We start from the raw sequence: 17,180 nt of genomic DNA on the forward strand, positions 1-17,180 counted from the left end.
ATTTTAGCACGAAGTTTGGCTACTTTCCACAACGTTTCCACATACTTATACACATATACACAGAGTTATCCACAGAACAAACTAAAAAATTACTTTATTTAACAGCTTTTTCAATACAAACACATATTCGCCACTGATTTGTCCACATTATCCACATTCTGTGGATAACTTTCTTAAAAACTATACACAGAGTTATTCCCGATTTGTTCACATTTTTCTGTGTATAACTTTTTCATTCGTATTTTTTCTGTAATTTTTCCCTAAGTTGTTCATAAAAAATTCAAAGCTATTCGATAGACTAAAGGAGTAGGAAACAGATATACTTAATATAGAAAATTCAGATGCACTTATTGGGAGGTTATTTTATGCAACGAAAAGATGTTACACCTAATTCAGATAAAAAAAGTTTATTGCAAAAATTTGGAATTGGTTTAGCTGGCGGCTTACTTGGTGGCGCCCTTATTCTAGGAGGCGCTTATTCTGGGATTATTCCCACACCCAACGGCGGAAATAATGCAGCGACGACGACGTCCACTAATCACGGCGACACAAAAGTCAGCAATGTAAGTTACAATGTTTCTAGCGATGTCACAAAAGCCGTGAAAAAAGTTCAAAATTCTGTGGTTTCTGTCATTAATATGCAAAGTGCTAGCAACAATTCTTCGGCAGATGATCCTTTTGGGGGATTGTTCGGTGGGAATGAAGGTACTCAAGACTCTTCCAGCAACAATGGTAACGATTTAGAAGCAGCCAGTGAAGGTAGTGGGGTTATTTATAAGAAAGATGGTAAAACGGCTTATGTCGTGACAAATAACCACGTCGTAGATAAAGCGCAAGGATTGGAAGTTGTTTTATCTGATGGTACCAAAGTGAAAGGCGAATTAGTCGGAACCGATGCTTACACGGATTTAGCCGTGATTAAAATTTCTTCCGACAAAGTTGATCAAGTCGCTGAGTTTGGGAATTCTAGTAAAATCACAGTCGGTGAGCCTGCTATTGCGATTGGTTCCCCGCTAGGTTCTGATTATGCTAACTCTGTCACACAAGGAATCATCTCTTCTGTGAATAGAAATATTACCAATAAAAACGAGTCTGGTGAAACCATCAATATTAATGCCATTCAAACCGATGCTGCCATCAATCCAGGAAACTCCGGTGGTCCACTAATCAATATTGAAGGACAAGTCATTGGCATTAACTCAGTAAAAATTGTGCAATCAACTAGTCAAGTGAGCGTTGAAGGGATGGGCTTTGCCATTCCAAGTAATGACGTAGTCAACATTATCAACCAATTAGAAAAAGATGGTAAAGTGACACGGCCAGCTCTTGGGATTACGATGTCTGATTTAACAGGTATCTCTTCACAACAACAAGAACAAATTTTAAAAATTCCAGCTTCTGTAAAAACTGGCGTAGTGGTTCGTGGTGTTGAAGCAGCGACCCCTGCTGAAAAGGCTGGATTGGAAAAATACGATGTTATCACGAAAGTTGACGGCCAAGACGTAAGCTCTACTACAGATTTACAAAGCGCGCTTTACAAGAAAAAAGTTGGCGATAAAATGGAAGTGACTTATTATCGTGGTTCTAAAGAAATGAAAGCAACGATCGATTTAACCATTGATAAATCAGCTTTAACACAACAAAATAATCGCAGCAATCAATAAAAGAAAGAAACGACCTGTTGTTCAGACAACAGGTCGTTTCTTTCTTTTATTCTCCTACCGCAAATGCAGAACCAACTTCTGCATCAAAAGGCAATTCTAAGATTCCTTTTTTAGCAGGTGCATTTGGTAAACGTAATTCTTTTGCTGAACAAATCATTCCAAAACTTTCTTCCCCACGTAAAACCCCTGGCCAAATCATTAAACCATCAGGCATCATTGCGCCTGGTTTGGCCACAACTACTTTTTGTCCTGCTTTGATATTCGGTGCGCCACAAACAATTTGTAAGATTTCGCCGTTGTCTACTTCTGTTTGTGTGATAGATAAATGATCTGAATCTGGGTGTTTTTTACATGATTTGACAAAGCCGACCACAATTTTAGGGGTGTCGTCTTTTTCAAGGGTTTCTGAAAATCCCGCATCTTTAATCGCTGTATTGACTTTTTCGATTTGTTCGTCTGTTAAAGTCACTTGGCCAGTGCCATTAATGTCACCTAGAAGCGCTGAAGCATTGAAAATATTCCAAGCTACCACTGTTTCTGGCGCCTCAACTAAACTTACACGTGCCACATCGCCGACACGTTTTACTTGGTTTTCCGCCCCTTGATCGTCCGCAACGATGACAAGTAAGACATCGCCAACGTGTTCTTTGTTATATGCAAAAATCATTTTTGTTCCTCCTAAATTTGAAAGCTATAGGCTGGATAGCTAAATTCTCTCCTGTCCTATAGTAACAAAAAAAGTGGAAAGTTGCACTTACAATTATTGAATTTTAGGCAATCCCTAATGCTGCCAAAAAAATAGATAATAGAATAACCCCAACTAAAAGTGTCGTTGTTTTCACTTTTTTCCCTAATAACCAGTAAATAACTAAGAAGAATAAAGCCGGGAAAAAACCTAACATAATTTGGTCGATATATTCTTGTAATGGCGTGGCGATTTTTCCAGAGCCAACTTTGGCAGTTAACTCAAACACGACATTAGAAGCCGTCATCCCACCAATAACCATTAACCCTAAAATAGAGGCAGCTGTGGTAACTTTTTCGATTACGCCGCTATCTTCAACATCACTAAAAAATTTAGCACCTAATTTAAACCCTTTATCCAAACAGATATACCGTAAAGCAAAATGCGGAATATTGATAATCAGTAAAAAGGCAATCGGACCAAAAATATTTCCTTGTTTAGACAATGAAATAGCTACACCTGTTGCGATAACTTTTAAGGTCCCCCAAAAGAAAGAATCCCCAATCCCAGACATTGGTCCCATTAAACTAGTTTTCACTGCATTAATACTAGCTGAGTTAAATTCATGATTTTTAGCATTTTCTTCTTCCATTGCTCCAGAAATTCCTAATAATAAGGTAGAGATATGCGGGGTGACAGACATAAACTCTAAATGTCGTTCTAAGGCCGCTTTCTTCTCTTCATTATTTTTATACAACCTACGTATAATTGGAGCCATTGCATAAGCATAAGCTAAATTTTGCATCCGCTCATAATTCCATGATGCATCTAACGTTAAAGAGCGAAAAAATACAGACCAAAAATCTTTTTTAGTAATGACAGATTTTGTGTTTTTAGAATTCATTGTCATCGACAACAGCCTCCTTTGTTTGACCATCACTCATATTCATATATAGTAGGACAATCACGATGCCAAACAAAGCAATCCCCACTACTGAAATTTTTAAATAAGCAGCGAATAAAAAGCCTAATAATAGAAATGGAATCATCTTTTTTGTTACCATCATTCTTGCTAACATCGCAAAACCAATTGCTGGAATAATACCTGCCGCAATATCTAATCCATGCGTAATAAAGTCTGGGACATAAGACAATACCTTTTCAATAAACGGCACGCCTAAGTAAAAGCCTAATGCCACAATTAGAGCTAACAAAACTTTATTGCCAATTCCTGCAATTAGTTGAATTCGCTCTACCCCTTGAATATTGCCTCGTTTTGCTTCCTTATCAGCTAAATGGCTAGCGCCTGTAAGTAAAAATGTCATCTGAAGATTATCGATTAAAAGTACTAATGTAGCGATTGGAACAGCTAAAACAACCGCACTAGAAATTGATTGCCCACTCATAATTACATAAGCTGTTGCAATAATCGTTCCTGAAACAAAATCTGGTGGATTACTTGCGCCAACAGGAAATGCACCCATAAATACCAACTCTAATGTTGCGCCAAGCTTAATTCCCGTATCTAAGTCTCCTAAAGCTAACCCTACTAGCGGAGCGACAACAATTGGACGGTTCCACATCGTTGAACCAAACCAGCTATGCATGTAGGCAAAAAAGGCAATTAAAAACATTAATAGAACCTTGATAAATGTCACTTCCATCTATTTGACCCTCCTATTTATTTAATTTAATAACTTGTTTATGGCAACCTTTTGATCGTCAGGGACTAATTGAACGGTTAATTCGATTCCTTCATTAGTTAGTTCTTTAATTTGTGCAATGTCGGTTTCTGATAAATGAACAGCTTTTGAAATTTGTTTGCGCGTTCCCCCATTTTTCATTCCACCTAAATTAACTTCCTTAATTGTTGGCACTTCTTTGACCAATTGATACATATCAGCAACTGATTCACATAAAATAAATAGTTTATATTTATCTGTCACCCCAGAATTTAACGCCTTAATTGAATCATCAATCGTTTTCATAACTAATTTAACACCTGAAGGTTTTGCCATTTTCATAGCGCTCATTCTTAATGGATCCTCAACCAACGTATTACTAGCAATCAAAATACAATCTGCTTCTAAAAATTTTGTCCAAGTAAACCCGACCTGACCATGAATCAAACGATGGTCCACTCTTGTCATTTTAATCATCCTTATTCACCTCTCAGTTCTTTCACAATTTTCATAAACGAATCAACATAAGGAGCATAAATATCTCCCGTATCTTTTCTCGTATCTTTGAAGTTACTCCCTACAATTGCTGCATCGCAAATCGCCAATTGTTCTTTCACATTTTTGTCATTTAAACCCGCTGCGACAATTAACGGAAACTCAGGTAATTGTTTTCTAAACAACTTAATCTTTTCTAGTGATGTCTCTTCACCCGTTGCATTTTCTGTCACTGCAATAGCATCACAACGTTGCTGTGCAATTTTCAAATCTTCTTCGACTGATTTTTCAGACAACATTGGTTGATATTTGAAGCGCACGCCACCAATTAATTTTGCTGTTGTTTTTGCACGATATAAATCAAAAAAAGCTTGTAAGGATGCTTCATCCCGCGGTTTCACATGACCAACCACAGAATCAATCTGTAAAAATTGTAAATGATATTTATTGGCTAAATGAAAACCTAATGGGTCAACATTTAACACATTTACACCAATAGGAATCGGTAAATCTAATGAAGTAACATATTGGAGCGCTTTTTCTAGCTGAACATAATCCCCATAATAGTTCTCCATCAAAATTGCATCTATCCCATGTTCACTGTAAATTTGAATCTCTTTTTTTGCTCGCTCTTGAATCTCCTGATCTGTTTTACCTTTTAAATGAATCACCCCAATAATTGGTTTTTCAACTGCAAACAGCTCTAAAAAATCAGCTTTTTTCTTCATTAATACTCCTCCTAGAAATCATCATTTTCTATCTCTTCGATATGAACGCGTTGAATTCCTTGTCGTGCATTTCGAATAATTACCTGAATCTTTTCATCTGTTAATTTTTCTGAACCTGCTAGCATAAGCTCTAGTGCCAAATTCAAATTAACGCCAGAGAAAACGATTACATTTTCAAGCACAGTTAGCCCCATCATAGCTGTAACCACACTTGCACCAAATAAATCACCCATGAGGATAAATTCATCTTCTGGCGCTTGTTCGGCTTTCTTTTTTAACTCTCCAAAAAAATCAACTGCACTTTCACCTGGATACAGACTATATGTATGAACGGCAGCTGCAGAGTGTCCCGCAATCATTTCTAGCGAGTGTTTAATCCCCTTAGAAAAATCACCATGTGAAGCAATGTAAAACCTTCTCATTTCATAAACCTCCTTTATTTATTATATGAACGAATGGCTACTTTGTAGGATTCGCTACGGATATATTGCTCATTAAAATATAAAATTTGATTATCATTATCCACAACTGTTTGATTAATTTTGACCAACGCTTCTTCTTCACTAATCGCTAATGCTTCTGCCAACTTTTCATCGGCCAAGGCAATTTCAATGATATTATCAAAATAGCTAGCAATTACCCCTCTATATTGCCGTAAAATATCTAATAATGAAGTATCTGTTAATTCTAAGTCCAACATAAACTGATCTTCTTTTCTAAAATAATCAATCTCGAAAATTGCAGGCATATTATCTAACGAACGGAGGCGCTCAATAACAATAACTTCTGTCGCTTTTTCAACACCCAATGCTTCTGCAACATGCCCTGTTGCTTTTTTCAAACAAATTGATATGATCTTAGTTGTTGGTTTACGATTCATTTTTAAACCTGACTCAGTAAAACTCCCACCAGCTGTCATGCTCTCAACATAGGATGGCATTGAAACAAATGTCCCTTTTCCATGCCGTTTAATTAAAATATTTTCATCAACTAATTGTTTAATCGCATTACGAACGGTTACTCGGCTCACTCCGTAAATGGTCATCAATTGTTCTTCTGAAGGGATTTTTTCTCCTACTTGATATTCACCACTTCTAACTTTATTTAAAATAGCATCGTATAATTGTTGATAAAGCGGTGCTTTTTTATTTGATTCTAATTTATCCATTAATCATACACCTCATTTTAATACGTCTTAATACGTCTTAAAAATAGCAAATAAAAAAGAGAATGTCAAGAAAGAGTTTCCTTTCTTGACATTCTCTTTTTGCTTATTTTTCTTCAGAGTGAACAATTAAGACATCGCAAGGTGCTTGACGAATAATGTAGCTACTGACGCTTCCCATGACCACACGTTCGACTGCGTTTAATCCTGATTGTCCCACCATAATTAAATCAACATTGTATTTTTCAGGTAATTCATGACTCATGACTTCTTTGGGTGAACCAAACATGGTAACTGTTTCAACATTATGAAAATCAACGCTTTCAGCATACTTTTTACAATCGGCCATTAATTCTTCCGCAGCGGCTGTTTCTTGATCAATTAATTGATCATTTAACGTCGAATACCCCATCATTGTATACACTTGATTTTCTAAAATATTTGCAACAATGACTCGGCTTCCGTTTCGACGAGCAACCTCAATTGCACGTTCATAAGCTAAATTGGCTTGATCACTACCGTCTACGCCGACAAGAATATTTTTATACATTTGTTCTTCCATTTTCGTCACCTTCCCGATGGAGGCTGATCTAAAAGGCTTCTTTGACTAAGAAACTAGAGTCAAAAATGAATTTAGGACCCTTGCGCAGAACGCCCTTTTGTCCAGCTGATTCTCTCTTAATTTAATGGTTCCTCTGGTTCATGAAAATTAGCCTAAGCTAGTTAAAAATGCACTGATTTCTTCTTTTGTTTTTCGATCTTTATTTACTAAGCGTCCTAACTCTTGACCGTTTTCAATTACGACAAAACTCGGAATACCAAAAATATTCCACTCGGCAGCCACGTCAATAAACTGATCACGGTCGACTTCGATAAATTGAAAAGCTGGAAATGCTTCTTCAATTTCAGGCATGACTGGTTTAATGAAACGACAGTCTCCGCACCAATCAGCAGTAAAGAAGAAAACATTTTTACCTTTTTCAACATAAGTTGCTAGTTCTTCTAATGAATTGGGATAAATCATTTAAACATCCTCTACTTTCCGTAAACAATTGTATTAACTGTTGATTTATCCAAGCCACGTAATGCTTGTAACAACATTTCCCGCGCTGCTTCATAATCCGCAATACTAAACATTGTTTGATGCGTATGGATGTAACGACCACAAACGCCGATAACTGTACTTGGTACACCATTATTAGTTGTGTGCGCTGCCCCAGCATCCGTTCCGCCTTTAGAAACAAAATATTGATACGGAATATTGTGTGTCGCAGCTGTATCTAATAAATATTCACGTAAGCGAGGCAATGTGATCAAACCTGGGTCGAAAATCCGTAATAACGTTCCTTCACCTAAATGACCATATGTCCCTTTTTTCGTGTGAATATCATCTGCCGCTGAACAATCCACCGCAAAGAAGATATCTGGATTAAATTTATGAACAGATGGTTTAGAACCACGTAAACCAACTTCTTCTTGTACGTTTGCTCCAGCAATTAATGTGTGGCCTAATTCTTCATTTTGTAACGTTTCCAATGCATCTAATACCAACGTACAACCATAGCGGTTATCCCATGATTTACTGATAATATTTTTGCCATTGGCTGTTTTAATCGTTTCTGTTTGTGGAACAATGGAATCCCCTGGACGAACACCAAAGCTTTCAGCTTCTTCTTTTGAAGAGAATCCTGCATCAAATAACACATCAGAGACTTCTAATTGTTTTTGACCACTCGTACCACGCAACAAGTGTGGCGGAATAGATGAAGAAATACATGGATAGTTCCCTTTACTTGTTTTTAACGTAAAACGTTGTGCTGAAACAACATAGGGATTCCAGCCACCTAAAGGAACCACTTGGAATAAACCATTATCGTTAATTTGAGTTAACATGAAGCCAACTTCGTCCATGTGGGCTGCTACCATTACGCGTGGCGCTGCTTCCACTTTTGAACGTTTAATCCCAAAAATACCACCTAAACCATCATATTGAACATCGTCCACTAACGGGGTGATATGTTCTTTCATGTACGCGCGAATGTCGTCTTCAAATCCGCTGGTTCCTTGTAATTCAGTTAATTCCTTGATTCGTTGAAATGTTTTTTCTTCCATAGATGTATGTCCTATTGCTTTTGATTTGTTGGAAATTACGCCAACCAAGCGTCACTTTTTCTCTAAAAAGTCACTTTATCCTGTCGATAAAAATAGGTACTCCTTTCATATGATTTCACTCTTATTATAACGCAAATACTAGAAAATGCACATCGCTTTCTCTTTTTAAACGTGACAATGAGAATGCCCTAAAAGAATGATTGAAAAACTTTTTTTATTTCTCAGCGGCCCCTTCTCTATGGTAAAATAAGAGTGATACTGACAAAAGTAATAGTAAGCAGAAACCGACCAAGGGAGGTCATACAAATGAACGAAGAAAATGAGTTGACATACTTTAAAGGCGGCTTAGCGCTAGGCGTTGGTCTTGGTTTAGTAGGCGGCATTGCCTCAACCTTGTTCTACCATAAGAAAAAAACAATCTCCGCTGATCTCGTCTTAGAAAATGTAAAAGCTGCTTTTTTAAAAGAAGGACCGATTGAAGGTTCGTGGATTGAGTTTGAGAAAAAGCCCTTGCGGAAATTCGCCATCCACTCCAAAACGTATACTGGAGGAATTTGCCGCATTGAAGACGACGGCATTGTTCAATACGAATTTACTGCAGATGCCTACACAGGAACTGTCATTGACATCCAACGATTAAAAGATTAAAAAGATTGTTACAAAAGCACTTATTTGCTTTTGTAACAATCTTTTTTTCTTCTCATTTGTTTTTTGTAAAAGGGATGTTTATTTTATGTCAAAAAAATCAAATCAATGATGAATAAATACTCAAAAATCGAATGTTTTCTGTATGGAAATCACCTCAAATCTTTACTTATCAACGTTTGTCCACTTTTTTCATAAAAAAGATTAGACATTTTTTAAAAATTGATAAAAGAATAATCATTTCTAACGATTTTTTAATTTCTCCTTTTCATTTTTACATTATACTGAGAGTATTGCTAAAAATGAAAAGGAGCGTGTCAAATGAAGAAATCTGTTTTATTTACTTCATTACTTGTATTATCAAGCTTAGCTTTAGCGGCCTGCGGCGGTGGCAGTGACGATAAAGGAGCAAGCAACGGCGGCAGCGACAACCAAGTATACACAATGGTTGAATCCCAAGAAATGCCTAGTGCCGATCCGTCCCTTGCGACAGATGAAGTGAGTTTTACCACTTTAAATAATGTCTACGAAGGAATCTATCGTTTAGATAAAGACAACAAACCCGCGCCTGCTGGTGCAGCCGAAAAAGCGACTGTTTCAGAAGACGGTTTAGTTTACAAAGTTAAATTACGTGAAGAATCAAAATGGTCTGATGGCAAACCAGTTACTGCTGCAGATTACGTTTACGGTTGGCAACGAACAGTGGACCCTGCCACTGCTTCAGAATATGCCTACATGTTTGAACCAGTAAAAAATGCTGAAAAAATTTCTAAAGGGGAACTACCTAAAGAAGAATTGGGCATTAAAGCAATCAATGATCATGAATTGGAAATCACTTTAGAAACAGCAACACCATATTTTGACGATTTATTGGCTTTCCCTTCTTTCTTGCCGCAACGTCAAGATATCGTTGAACGTTTTGGTAAAGATTATACAAAGAGTAGCGATAAAGCAGTCTACAATGGTCCGTTTACGCTAACTGAGTTTGATGGTCCCGGAACAGATACTAAATGGTCTCTAACTAAAAATGAAGAATATTGGGACAAAGAGACTGTCAAGTTAGATAAAGTCGCTATCAACGTGGTGAAAGAAGCCCCAACTGCCTTAAATCTTTATGAAACTGGTGAAGTGGATGATACGTATTTATCTGGCGAACTGGCCCAACAAATGCAAAACTCGCCTGACTTGGTCCAATTAAAAGCCGCTTCTTCTTTCTATTTAGAAATGAATCAAGCAGATGAAAAATCACCATTGACCAACGCAAACTTACGTCGTGCTATGTCTTATGCCATCGATCGCGATTCATTAGCTAAAAACATTTTAGCCAATGGCTCTCTTCCTTCACAAGGCTTCGTCCCTGTGGATGTCGCGAAATCACCAAAAACGGGTGAAGACTTTGTTAAAGAAGCTGGTAGCGACAAATTAGTCAAATACGACAAGAAAAAAGCTGTGGAATACTGGAACAAAGCGAAACAAGAACTTGGTGTTTCCAACTTAACGGTTGATTTAATGGTAGACGACTCTGAAGGCGCTAAAAAAATGGGCGAATATCTTCAAGGATCACTGTCTGATACTTTGGAAGGCTTAAAAGTAACTGTGACGCCTGTCCCTATGGCTGTTCGCTTAGATCGTACCTTAAAAGGGGATTTCCAAATCGCTGTTCGTGGTTGGAGTGCCGACTATTCAGACCCAATTAACTTCTTAGATTTATTAGAAAGCTCAACTTCTAATAACCGTGGACGTTACAGCAATCCTGAATACGATAAATTCATTGCTGCGTCCAAAACCACAGATGTTAACGACCCTGAAAAACGCTGGGAAGATCTAATCAACGCTGAAAAAACAGTAATTGCTGATATGGGTGTTGTGCCAATTTACCAAAAAGCAGAATCACACTTACGTGCACCAAACGTGAAAGAAATTATTTATCATCCAACAGGTGCTAAATACGACTTCAAGTGGGCGTATAAAGAATAATCACTCGATTAAATTTAGAAAAAGATTTGGAACAATAGCGATTTTGGCTATTGTTCCAAATCTTTTTTATATAATCCCGATTAAAGAACCTAACAACCCAAAAATCACAGTAAAAATAATTAAAGCAATCGGCGTACGTCCTTTTTTCAACATAATAAAACAAAACAGCGTAAACACTAAAGGTAATAAATTGGGCATGATTGTATCAAACAATTGTGTTTGAAGGTCTAACTTAGTGTCTTTCAAGCGAAAAACAAAAGTTGTCGTTAATTGTACACTCTTCGGAATCAACGCGCCCACCACGGAAATTCCTACAATTGTTGCTGAACGAGATAATTTTTTAGTACTTTCGCTTAAAACTGAAATTGCTTTGACACCCATTTTATAACCTAGATTAATTAACCCAATTTTGGCAGCCATATACGGAATATTAAATAACAACAAGAAAACAATTGGTCCTAAGATATTGCCTTCTAATGATAGTTGTGAACCAATCGCTGCTGCAATCGGCAAAACGGTTAAATAAAATAGCGCATCCCCAATTCCGCCTAACGGGCCCATCAACGCTGTTTTAATCGCTTGAATGGATTTTGGTGATTCTTTTGACTCTTCCATTGCAATAATCACACCATGCATGAACGTCACCAATTGTGGATTCGTGTTCATAAATTGTAAATGATTTTCCAAAGAAAGAGCTAAGTCTTCTTTATCACGATGAATCTTTTTCAATCCTGGAATTAATGAGTAGGTCCAGCCGCCTGCTTGCATTCTTTCATAATTAAATGAAGATTGTAGCAGATACGAACGGAACATTATTTTTTTTAACTCTTTTTTTGTTATTACTTTTTCGGATATCGTATCATTATATGTTTCTTCAGATGCCATCTTCTTCAAACCCTCCATTATTATTTGATGCAGTGACTGTATTATTTCTTTGTGCGTAAAATTCATATAAAGCAATTGCGACAGCTAAACCTGCAACCGCTAATGTATCTAATCCTAGATAGGCAGCCATAACAAAACCAAAAATAAAGAACGGCGCGTAGGATGTTTCCCACATCGTTTTTAATAACATGGCGAAACCTACTGCTGGCATCATACCACCTGCAACGCTCAAGCCATGAATACTCCATTCGGGTAGAATAGAAATGAAACTAGATGCTTTATCAGCACCAAAGAAAATACATAAAAATACTACAAAAAAATAACAAATGAATAAAACGATTGGTAAAAAACTAGACATTCTTTCGATGCCTCTTGTATCTGCTTTTTTTGCATAAGCATCAAATTTATGCATAATTGGTGACATCGCTGTATATAACAAGGTAATTAACGCTTGCGCTGCAACTGCGAAAGGAACAGCCAACCCTACGGTCACTTGTGGGTCAGATTTTGTGATAATTGCTAACGCTGTTCCAATAACTCCCCCAATTACTACGTTGGGTGGTTGCGCACCGCCGATTGCTACTGCACCAATCCAAACTAACTCTAGCGTTGCCCCAGTGATTAACCCTGTGTTGACATCTCCCAATACTAAACCAACAATCAGCCCTGTAACAATCGGACGATGAATATGTGTCTGTAAGACAAGCTTATCAACCCCTGCTATCCCAGCCCAAATTCCTACCAAAATTGCCTGTACTAACATTTTTTTCCTCCTATTAGACTTCGTCTACTTTTTATAAACTGTTTCACCATTTACTAAGGTTTCTAGCACTTCGTATTTCTCATCAATAATTGTAAAATTACCTAAAAGCCCTAGTTTGATTTCTCCCATAGATTCGTTCACATTCAACAAACGAGCTGGATTTTTCGTGACTGAATTAATTGCAATCACTTCTGGAAGTAATGCTTTTTCAACAAGGTTGCGAACCATATTATTTAAATGGTTCGTACTTCCAGCTAACTTGCCATTGGCTAAACGGACCACATTTTGTTCATCAATAACCATTTCGATCCCTTTTTCTGGTTTTGGATAAACGCCTGGTTGACATCCTTTGGCCCAGATAGAATCTGTCACAGCAATTAAATAGTCCTTGCCTTTTAGTTTGGCTAACACACGTACTAATGAATAATCAACATGTACCCCATCAGCAATAATTTCAGCAAACGTTTCTTCACTATCCAAAGCAGCAACTACTGCGGTTGGTTTCCGGTGACTGATATCTTCCATCCCATTAAACGTATGGGTAAAACTTTTTGCACCTGCTTCGACAGCTGCCATTGCTTGTTCATAGGTCGCAGCCGTATGGCCAATTGAAATGACTACATCATGTTCATGACAATATGTAGTTAAGGTATTCTCTACATCATTTTCTGGTGCCAACGTCATTAATTTTATGTGCCCTTTTGCTAACTCTTGCCATTTTTTAAATGTCTCAACGGATGGTTTTACTAATAACTCTGGATTATGAGAGCCACGAAATTCTTCAGAAATCATTGGGCCTTCCGCATGAATCCCTAAGATTTGTGCCCCGTTGGTTCCTTGGTCTTCCTCAATAAATGAACCAATCACTTCAAATGAATGTTCCAAGTCTTTTGGAAATGTGGTTGACGTTGTTGGTAAAAAAGCTGTAATCCCTTCTTCTGGAAGGTAAGCTTGCCACTCTTTGATAAATTCATGATTGGCATGATTGGCATCCCCACCATGCCAACCATGATCATGAATATCAATAAATCCTGGAAGAATGCGATTTTCTCCGTATTCTTTGTCGACAGCTTTTTCATTGTACGGTAGAATTGCAACAATTCGTTGTTCTGACACTTCAACTTGAGCTGGTTGAAATTGTTCGTTAATCCATACGTTTTTACTTTGAATAATCATTCTTCCCACTTCTTCTCTTCAAAATTATTGTCCAACATTACTTTTTTATGAAAATAATGCATCTAAACTTTCTTCTGGCGTTGACGGGACACGTTGAATCGAAAGTTTAACACCTAATTCTTGTAGCTTTTTAAAGGCGTCTACATCTGTTTTATTAACCGCAACAGCGGTAGCTACTTGTTTTTTGCCTTCTTCCATATGCATATTACCAATGTTTAATTTTTCGATTGGCACACCACCTTCTACCAAGCGCAATGCATCAACAGGATTATCAACTAACAGAAAAATCTTTTGTCTTTCTGAGGCTTTATGAATGACCTCAATCGTTTTCTTAATGGAGAAAAAACGGGTTTGTACTTCTGCAGGGGCCGCCATGTTTAACAATTGTTGGCGCATTGTATCCTCAGAAATTGCATCATTTGCGACTAAAATTAAGTTGGCGCCTAAAGAACCGTTCCATTGTGTTGCGACTTGACCATGAATCAAGCGATTATCAATTCTTGTTAATAAAATATTCGGCATAGTGCTTCCTCCTCTTTTCTAATTGGTTAGATTCCGTCTGCTTCTTCTTGAGTATTTGCTTGTGGTTGTTCTAGTTTTTTATGAACAATCCCGTCTCTGGCTGAATCTGTGACCATTGAAACAAAATCTTCTACGTTCGTGCTGATTGTGCGTAATGCAAGCCCTTCAAGAACCATCGGTAAATTTGTTCCTGCTAACACTTCAACATTTTGATAATTACTTGCGACAGTCATTGAAATTCTAAACGGTGTACCCCCTAAAAGATCAGTTAAAATGACCACTGCTGGACACGTCTCCAGCATAGAGTCAACGGCTTTACGAATGTTTGACTCTAATACATCAAGCCCTGTATCATTGAAAAAAGGGACCGCCTGAATATTTGGTTGTTCTCCTGCAATCATACTAACTGATTGATGCATTCCAGTTGAAAATACCCCATGTCCCGTTAAAATAAGACCTATCATTTATTCTTTCTCCCCTAACTATTTACTGAGCTTACTATTTAATTGGATAAGCAGAACTTATTCCTCAAAGAGTGTAACAATTCTTGTAACAATTGAGTATGCTTTCCCATGATTTTGGACGATGATTTCTATTTAAGAACATGTCCCTATACAGATACAAGGCGTCCCAACTTAAAGATGCTTTTGAAAAAATGCTCGATTACAACCGTGAGTCCAAACGAGCCAACAAATGTACCCATATACAACACAAGAATAACCAAGCTGACTGGTTGATTGGTTAAAAACGGGTGGACCAGTTTCAAGACCACTTGAAAAATAAAAACATTCGCTAGATAACTGCGATACGCATAAGTGGCTATCCATTTAACCATTGGTAAAAGACGAATCTTTTTGGCTATTCCTTGCGTTCCCAAATAAAAAACCAACCCGATAATCAATAAACTATAGGCACTTTGAAGAGGATCCAAATAAGGTAGATCGTTCGGAGTCATCTGTGTTCCATCAAATAAATTCCCTTGGACTGCCTGCCAAAAAATAAACAGAAACAACAGAAATAGTGCCACTCTCGTCTTTTTCAAGAAAGTAAAAATTTCCCACTGATACTTCGCTGCGATGACCCCGAAAATACCATAAATGAGATAACTAAGCCCTAAACGATCTATTAAGTACCAAAGAGAAGTTTCTGCATATGGAAAAATCATTTTCTGGTACCAGAAGCACCAAAGGATATGCGCACCGATTGTAAAAAAAACAATTGGTAAAATCACTTTTTTGTTTTTTGTAATTCTTGTTGCCAACCAAATAAAATACGGCATAAATAATTGGAATTGCAACATCATTACGGCATACCATAGATGTGCCGCGCCATCACCACTAAGAATTTCCCCTAGAAATCCTAGGGGCGTTTCATAGGGTATTCGTTGTTGTAAACTAGGAAAAGCATATAGATAGAGACTGGACCAGACCACATAAGGAAGCACCAATTCATAAAATTTTTCCTTTAAAAATTCAAGATACGATTCAGCTTGACTCTTTAACACCGTGTTGTAAATAATTGCAAAAATAAACATGGGTGCCGAATATTTAGACATTCGGTAAAAACTACCGATTGAATTCATTGCTTCCGTTTGCGGAGAATGTGTCAACACGTATGATAAAACCGTTTGTAAAATAACTGATGCTACAGCGAAAACTTTTAAAAAATCGCTGATATTCAGATTTATTGGTTGTCCTTTACTCATGTACGTCCTCTTTCTTTCAATAATTTAGCGTGTAAGTAAGCGCTCAGATTAAGAACTTACTCACACGCTATTCACGCTTCTTTGATTTACATTGCTAGCGATTCATAATTGGCTAACAAGATGCCGCGTTCTTCAATCGCTTCTTTGACTTCTTGAGACGTTAATATTTCCACTTCACGAATTCGAGGCATACAATACCCTGATTGCTTTTGTAAAATAGTATCGATAAACGCAGGATGACAATTGATTTCAAAGACCTCTCCTTCACTACAAACAACCATATCAAGCAATTGCAAGATGGTTTCAGTTGAAATCGCCTTGTCATAAAATTGGTACAACATTTCATCTGGCGTGCGAACATCCTGATATAACTCTAAATAGTCTTTTGTTTCAATACTTCTTGAAGCGTTACGTAAAGGTAATTGATATTTGCGAGCAAGTGCCAAAGCTACGCCTAATAACTTTTTATTTTTTCCGTGAACGTTATGATGAGAATCAATATGATCAGGGCGTCTGCCACTTTTCATAAATGAAATAATTTGAGCATCCCATTCGTTATAAACCTCTTCTAAATTGACTTTTTCTTCAAAAATCGATTGATGCCAAAAATAACCAGCTTCATCTACTAAGGAAGGAACCATTTCTCGAGGTAAAATAGGTTTTGCTTGGTTCAATGTCAATGTTAAATGGACACCAATAGCTAAAGTCGGTGCACTGATTCGAGCACTCTCCATGGCCTCTAAAAAATAAGGAGAAGTTGGTAATGCGGTTGTTGAAGTAACCACGCCACGTTTGTGTGCTTCAATGATTCCTTGCGTTACCGCTGGCGTGTAACCAAAATCATCAGCGTTGATAATTAATTTTTTATTGCTCATTTTTCCCCACTCTCTCTTCTGTTTCATGAATTTTTAGTTGTTTCTCTATTGATTGTAGCTAAGTGACGCCTTTTTTTATAGCTAGTTTTCTGATTGAGTGC

General features: G+C 37.3%; 20 protein-coding genes. 3 read left to right on the forward strand and 17 right to left on the reverse strand.

Annotated elements, in window-relative coordinates:
* The first annotated feature begins 365 nt into the window (after window positions 1-365).
* A complete protein-coding gene (locus IGM09_RS11735) occupies window positions 366-1,664 on the forward strand; it encodes a S1C family serine protease (protein ID WP_033625178.1) in 1,299 nt (432 codons plus the stop codon).
* 46 nt (window positions 1,665-1,710) lie between these two features.
* On the opposite strand, the gene ytpR is transcribed toward IGM09_RS11735, so the two are convergent.
* From ytpR to pepA, 10 genes are all read right to left on the reverse strand, one after another.
* The gene (gene ytpR, locus IGM09_RS11740; protein ID WP_002361057.1) at window positions 1,711-2,331 is read right to left on the reverse strand and encodes a YtpR family tRNA-binding protein; all 621 of its coding nucleotides are present in this window, start codon (window positions 2,329-2,331) and stop codon (window positions 1,711-1,713) included.
* A gap of 103 nt (window positions 2,332-2,434) precedes the next feature.
* Window positions 2,435-3,259 carry a PTS system mannose/fructose/sorbose family transporter subunit IID gene (locus IGM09_RS11745; protein ID WP_002385250.1) on the reverse strand — a complete coding sequence of 275 codons (825 nt, stop codon included), beginning with the start codon at window positions 3,257-3,259 and terminating at the stop codon, window positions 2,435-2,437.
* On the reverse strand, window positions 3,243-4,013 hold the full coding sequence (locus tag IGM09_RS11750) for a PTS mannose/fructose/sorbose/N-acetylgalactosamine transporter subunit IIC (protein ID WP_002365320.1): 771 nt from the start codon (window positions 4,011-4,013) through the stop codon (window positions 3,243-3,245). The genes IGM09_RS11745 and IGM09_RS11750 overlap by 17 nt, the downstream gene beginning before the upstream one ends.
* A 21-nt stretch (window positions 4,014-4,034) precedes the next feature.
* Window positions 4,035-4,508 (reverse strand): PTS sugar transporter subunit IIB, encoded by a 474-nt coding sequence (locus tag IGM09_RS11755; RefSeq protein ID WP_033625179.1) that lies wholly within the window; start codon window positions 4,506-4,508, stop codon window positions 4,035-4,037.
* Window positions 4,509-4,510: 2 nt separating this feature from the next.
* Window positions 4,511-5,254, reverse strand: a complete 744-nt coding sequence (locus tag IGM09_RS11760; protein ID WP_010710898.1) for a BtpA/SgcQ family protein — start codon at window positions 5,252-5,254, stop codon at window positions 4,511-4,513.
* 11 nt (window positions 5,255-5,265) lie between these two features.
* Window positions 5,266-5,676 carry a PTS sugar transporter subunit IIA gene (locus IGM09_RS11765; RefSeq protein WP_002359084.1) on the reverse strand — a complete coding sequence of 137 codons (411 nt, stop codon included), beginning with the start codon at window positions 5,674-5,676 and terminating at the stop codon, window positions 5,266-5,268.
* A 14-nt stretch (window positions 5,677-5,690) separates the two neighbouring features.
* On the reverse strand, window positions 5,691-6,422 hold the full coding sequence (locus IGM09_RS11770) for a GntR family transcriptional regulator (protein ID WP_002365323.1): 732 nt from the start codon (window positions 6,420-6,422) through the stop codon (window positions 5,691-5,693).
* A 103-nt stretch (window positions 6,423-6,525) separates the two neighbouring features.
* Window positions 6,526-6,981: a universal stress protein gene (locus tag IGM09_RS11775; protein WP_002385249.1), complete on the reverse strand. Its 456-nt coding sequence runs from the start codon at window positions 6,979-6,981 to the stop codon at window positions 6,526-6,528.
* A 147-nt stretch (window positions 6,982-7,128) separates the two neighbouring features.
* Window positions 7,129-7,443, reverse strand: coding sequence for a thioredoxin family protein (locus IGM09_RS11780; protein WP_002355015.1), 315 nt, complete (start codon window positions 7,441-7,443; stop codon window positions 7,129-7,131).
* Between the two features lie 11 nt (window positions 7,444-7,454).
* Complete coding sequence (gene pepA, locus IGM09_RS11785) at window positions 7,455-8,531, reverse strand: glutamyl aminopeptidase (RefSeq protein WP_002355013.1); 1,077 nt, start codon at window positions 8,529-8,531, stop codon at window positions 7,455-7,457.
* A 306-nt stretch (window positions 8,532-8,837) separates the two neighbouring features.
* On the opposite strand from pepA, the gene IGM09_RS11790 reads away from it, so the two are divergent.
* Window positions 8,838-9,179: a PepSY domain-containing protein gene (locus tag IGM09_RS11790; RefSeq protein ID WP_002355012.1), complete on the forward strand. Its 342-nt coding sequence runs from the start codon at window positions 8,838-8,840 to the stop codon at window positions 9,177-9,179.
* A 318-nt stretch (window positions 9,180-9,497) separates the two neighbouring features.
* The gene (locus tag IGM09_RS11795; RefSeq protein WP_002355011.1) at window positions 9,498-11,153 is read left to right on the forward strand and encodes a peptide ABC transporter substrate-binding protein; all 1,656 of its coding nucleotides are present in this window, start codon (window positions 9,498-9,500) and stop codon (window positions 11,151-11,153) included.
* Window positions 11,154-11,219: 66 nt separating this feature from the next.
* Here IGM09_RS11795 and IGM09_RS11800 read toward each other — a convergent pair whose 3' ends face one another.
* From IGM09_RS11800 to IGM09_RS11830, 7 genes are all read right to left on the reverse strand, one after another.
* Window positions 11,220-12,056, reverse strand: coding sequence for a PTS system mannose/fructose/sorbose family transporter subunit IID (locus tag IGM09_RS11800; RefSeq protein ID WP_002396861.1), 837 nt, complete (start codon window positions 12,054-12,056; stop codon window positions 11,220-11,222).
* Window positions 12,028-12,801 (reverse strand): PTS N-acetylgalactosamine transporter subunit IIC, encoded by a 774-nt coding sequence (gene agaW, locus IGM09_RS11805; protein WP_010713739.1) that lies wholly within the window; start codon window positions 12,799-12,801, stop codon window positions 12,028-12,030. The genes IGM09_RS11800 and agaW overlap by 29 nt, the downstream gene beginning before the upstream one ends.
* A 24-nt stretch (window positions 12,802-12,825) precedes the next feature.
* The gene (gene nagA / locus IGM09_RS11810) at window positions 12,826-13,977 is read right to left on the reverse strand and encodes an N-acetylglucosamine-6-phosphate deacetylase (protein WP_033625182.1); all 1,152 of its coding nucleotides are present in this window, start codon (window positions 13,975-13,977) and stop codon (window positions 12,826-12,828) included.
* 45 nt (window positions 13,978-14,022) lie between these two features.
* A complete protein-coding gene (agaV, locus tag IGM09_RS11815; RefSeq protein WP_002355007.1) occupies window positions 14,023-14,499 on the reverse strand; it encodes a PTS N-acetylgalactosamine transporter subunit IIB in 477 nt (158 codons plus the stop codon).
* 26 nt (window positions 14,500-14,525) lie between these two features.
* Window positions 14,526-14,963: a PTS sugar transporter subunit IIA gene (locus IGM09_RS11820; RefSeq protein ID WP_002396858.1), complete on the reverse strand. Its 438-nt coding sequence runs from the start codon at window positions 14,961-14,963 to the stop codon at window positions 14,526-14,528.
* Between the two features lie 146 nt (window positions 14,964-15,109).
* Complete coding sequence (locus IGM09_RS11825; protein WP_033625183.1) at window positions 15,110-16,204, reverse strand: acyltransferase family protein; 1,095 nt, start codon at window positions 16,202-16,204, stop codon at window positions 15,110-15,112.
* An 86-nt stretch (window positions 16,205-16,290) separates the two neighbouring features.
* Window positions 16,291-17,106, reverse strand: a complete 816-nt coding sequence (locus IGM09_RS11830; protein ID WP_016617012.1) for a carbohydrate deacetylase — start codon at window positions 17,104-17,106, stop codon at window positions 16,291-16,293.
* Window positions 17,107-17,180: the final 74 nt, after the last annotated feature.

The organism is Enterococcus sp. DIV0167, assembly GCF_050541555.1.
Classification (GTDB): domain Bacteria; phylum Bacillota; class Bacilli; order Lactobacillales; family Enterococcaceae; genus Enterococcus; species Enterococcus faecalis.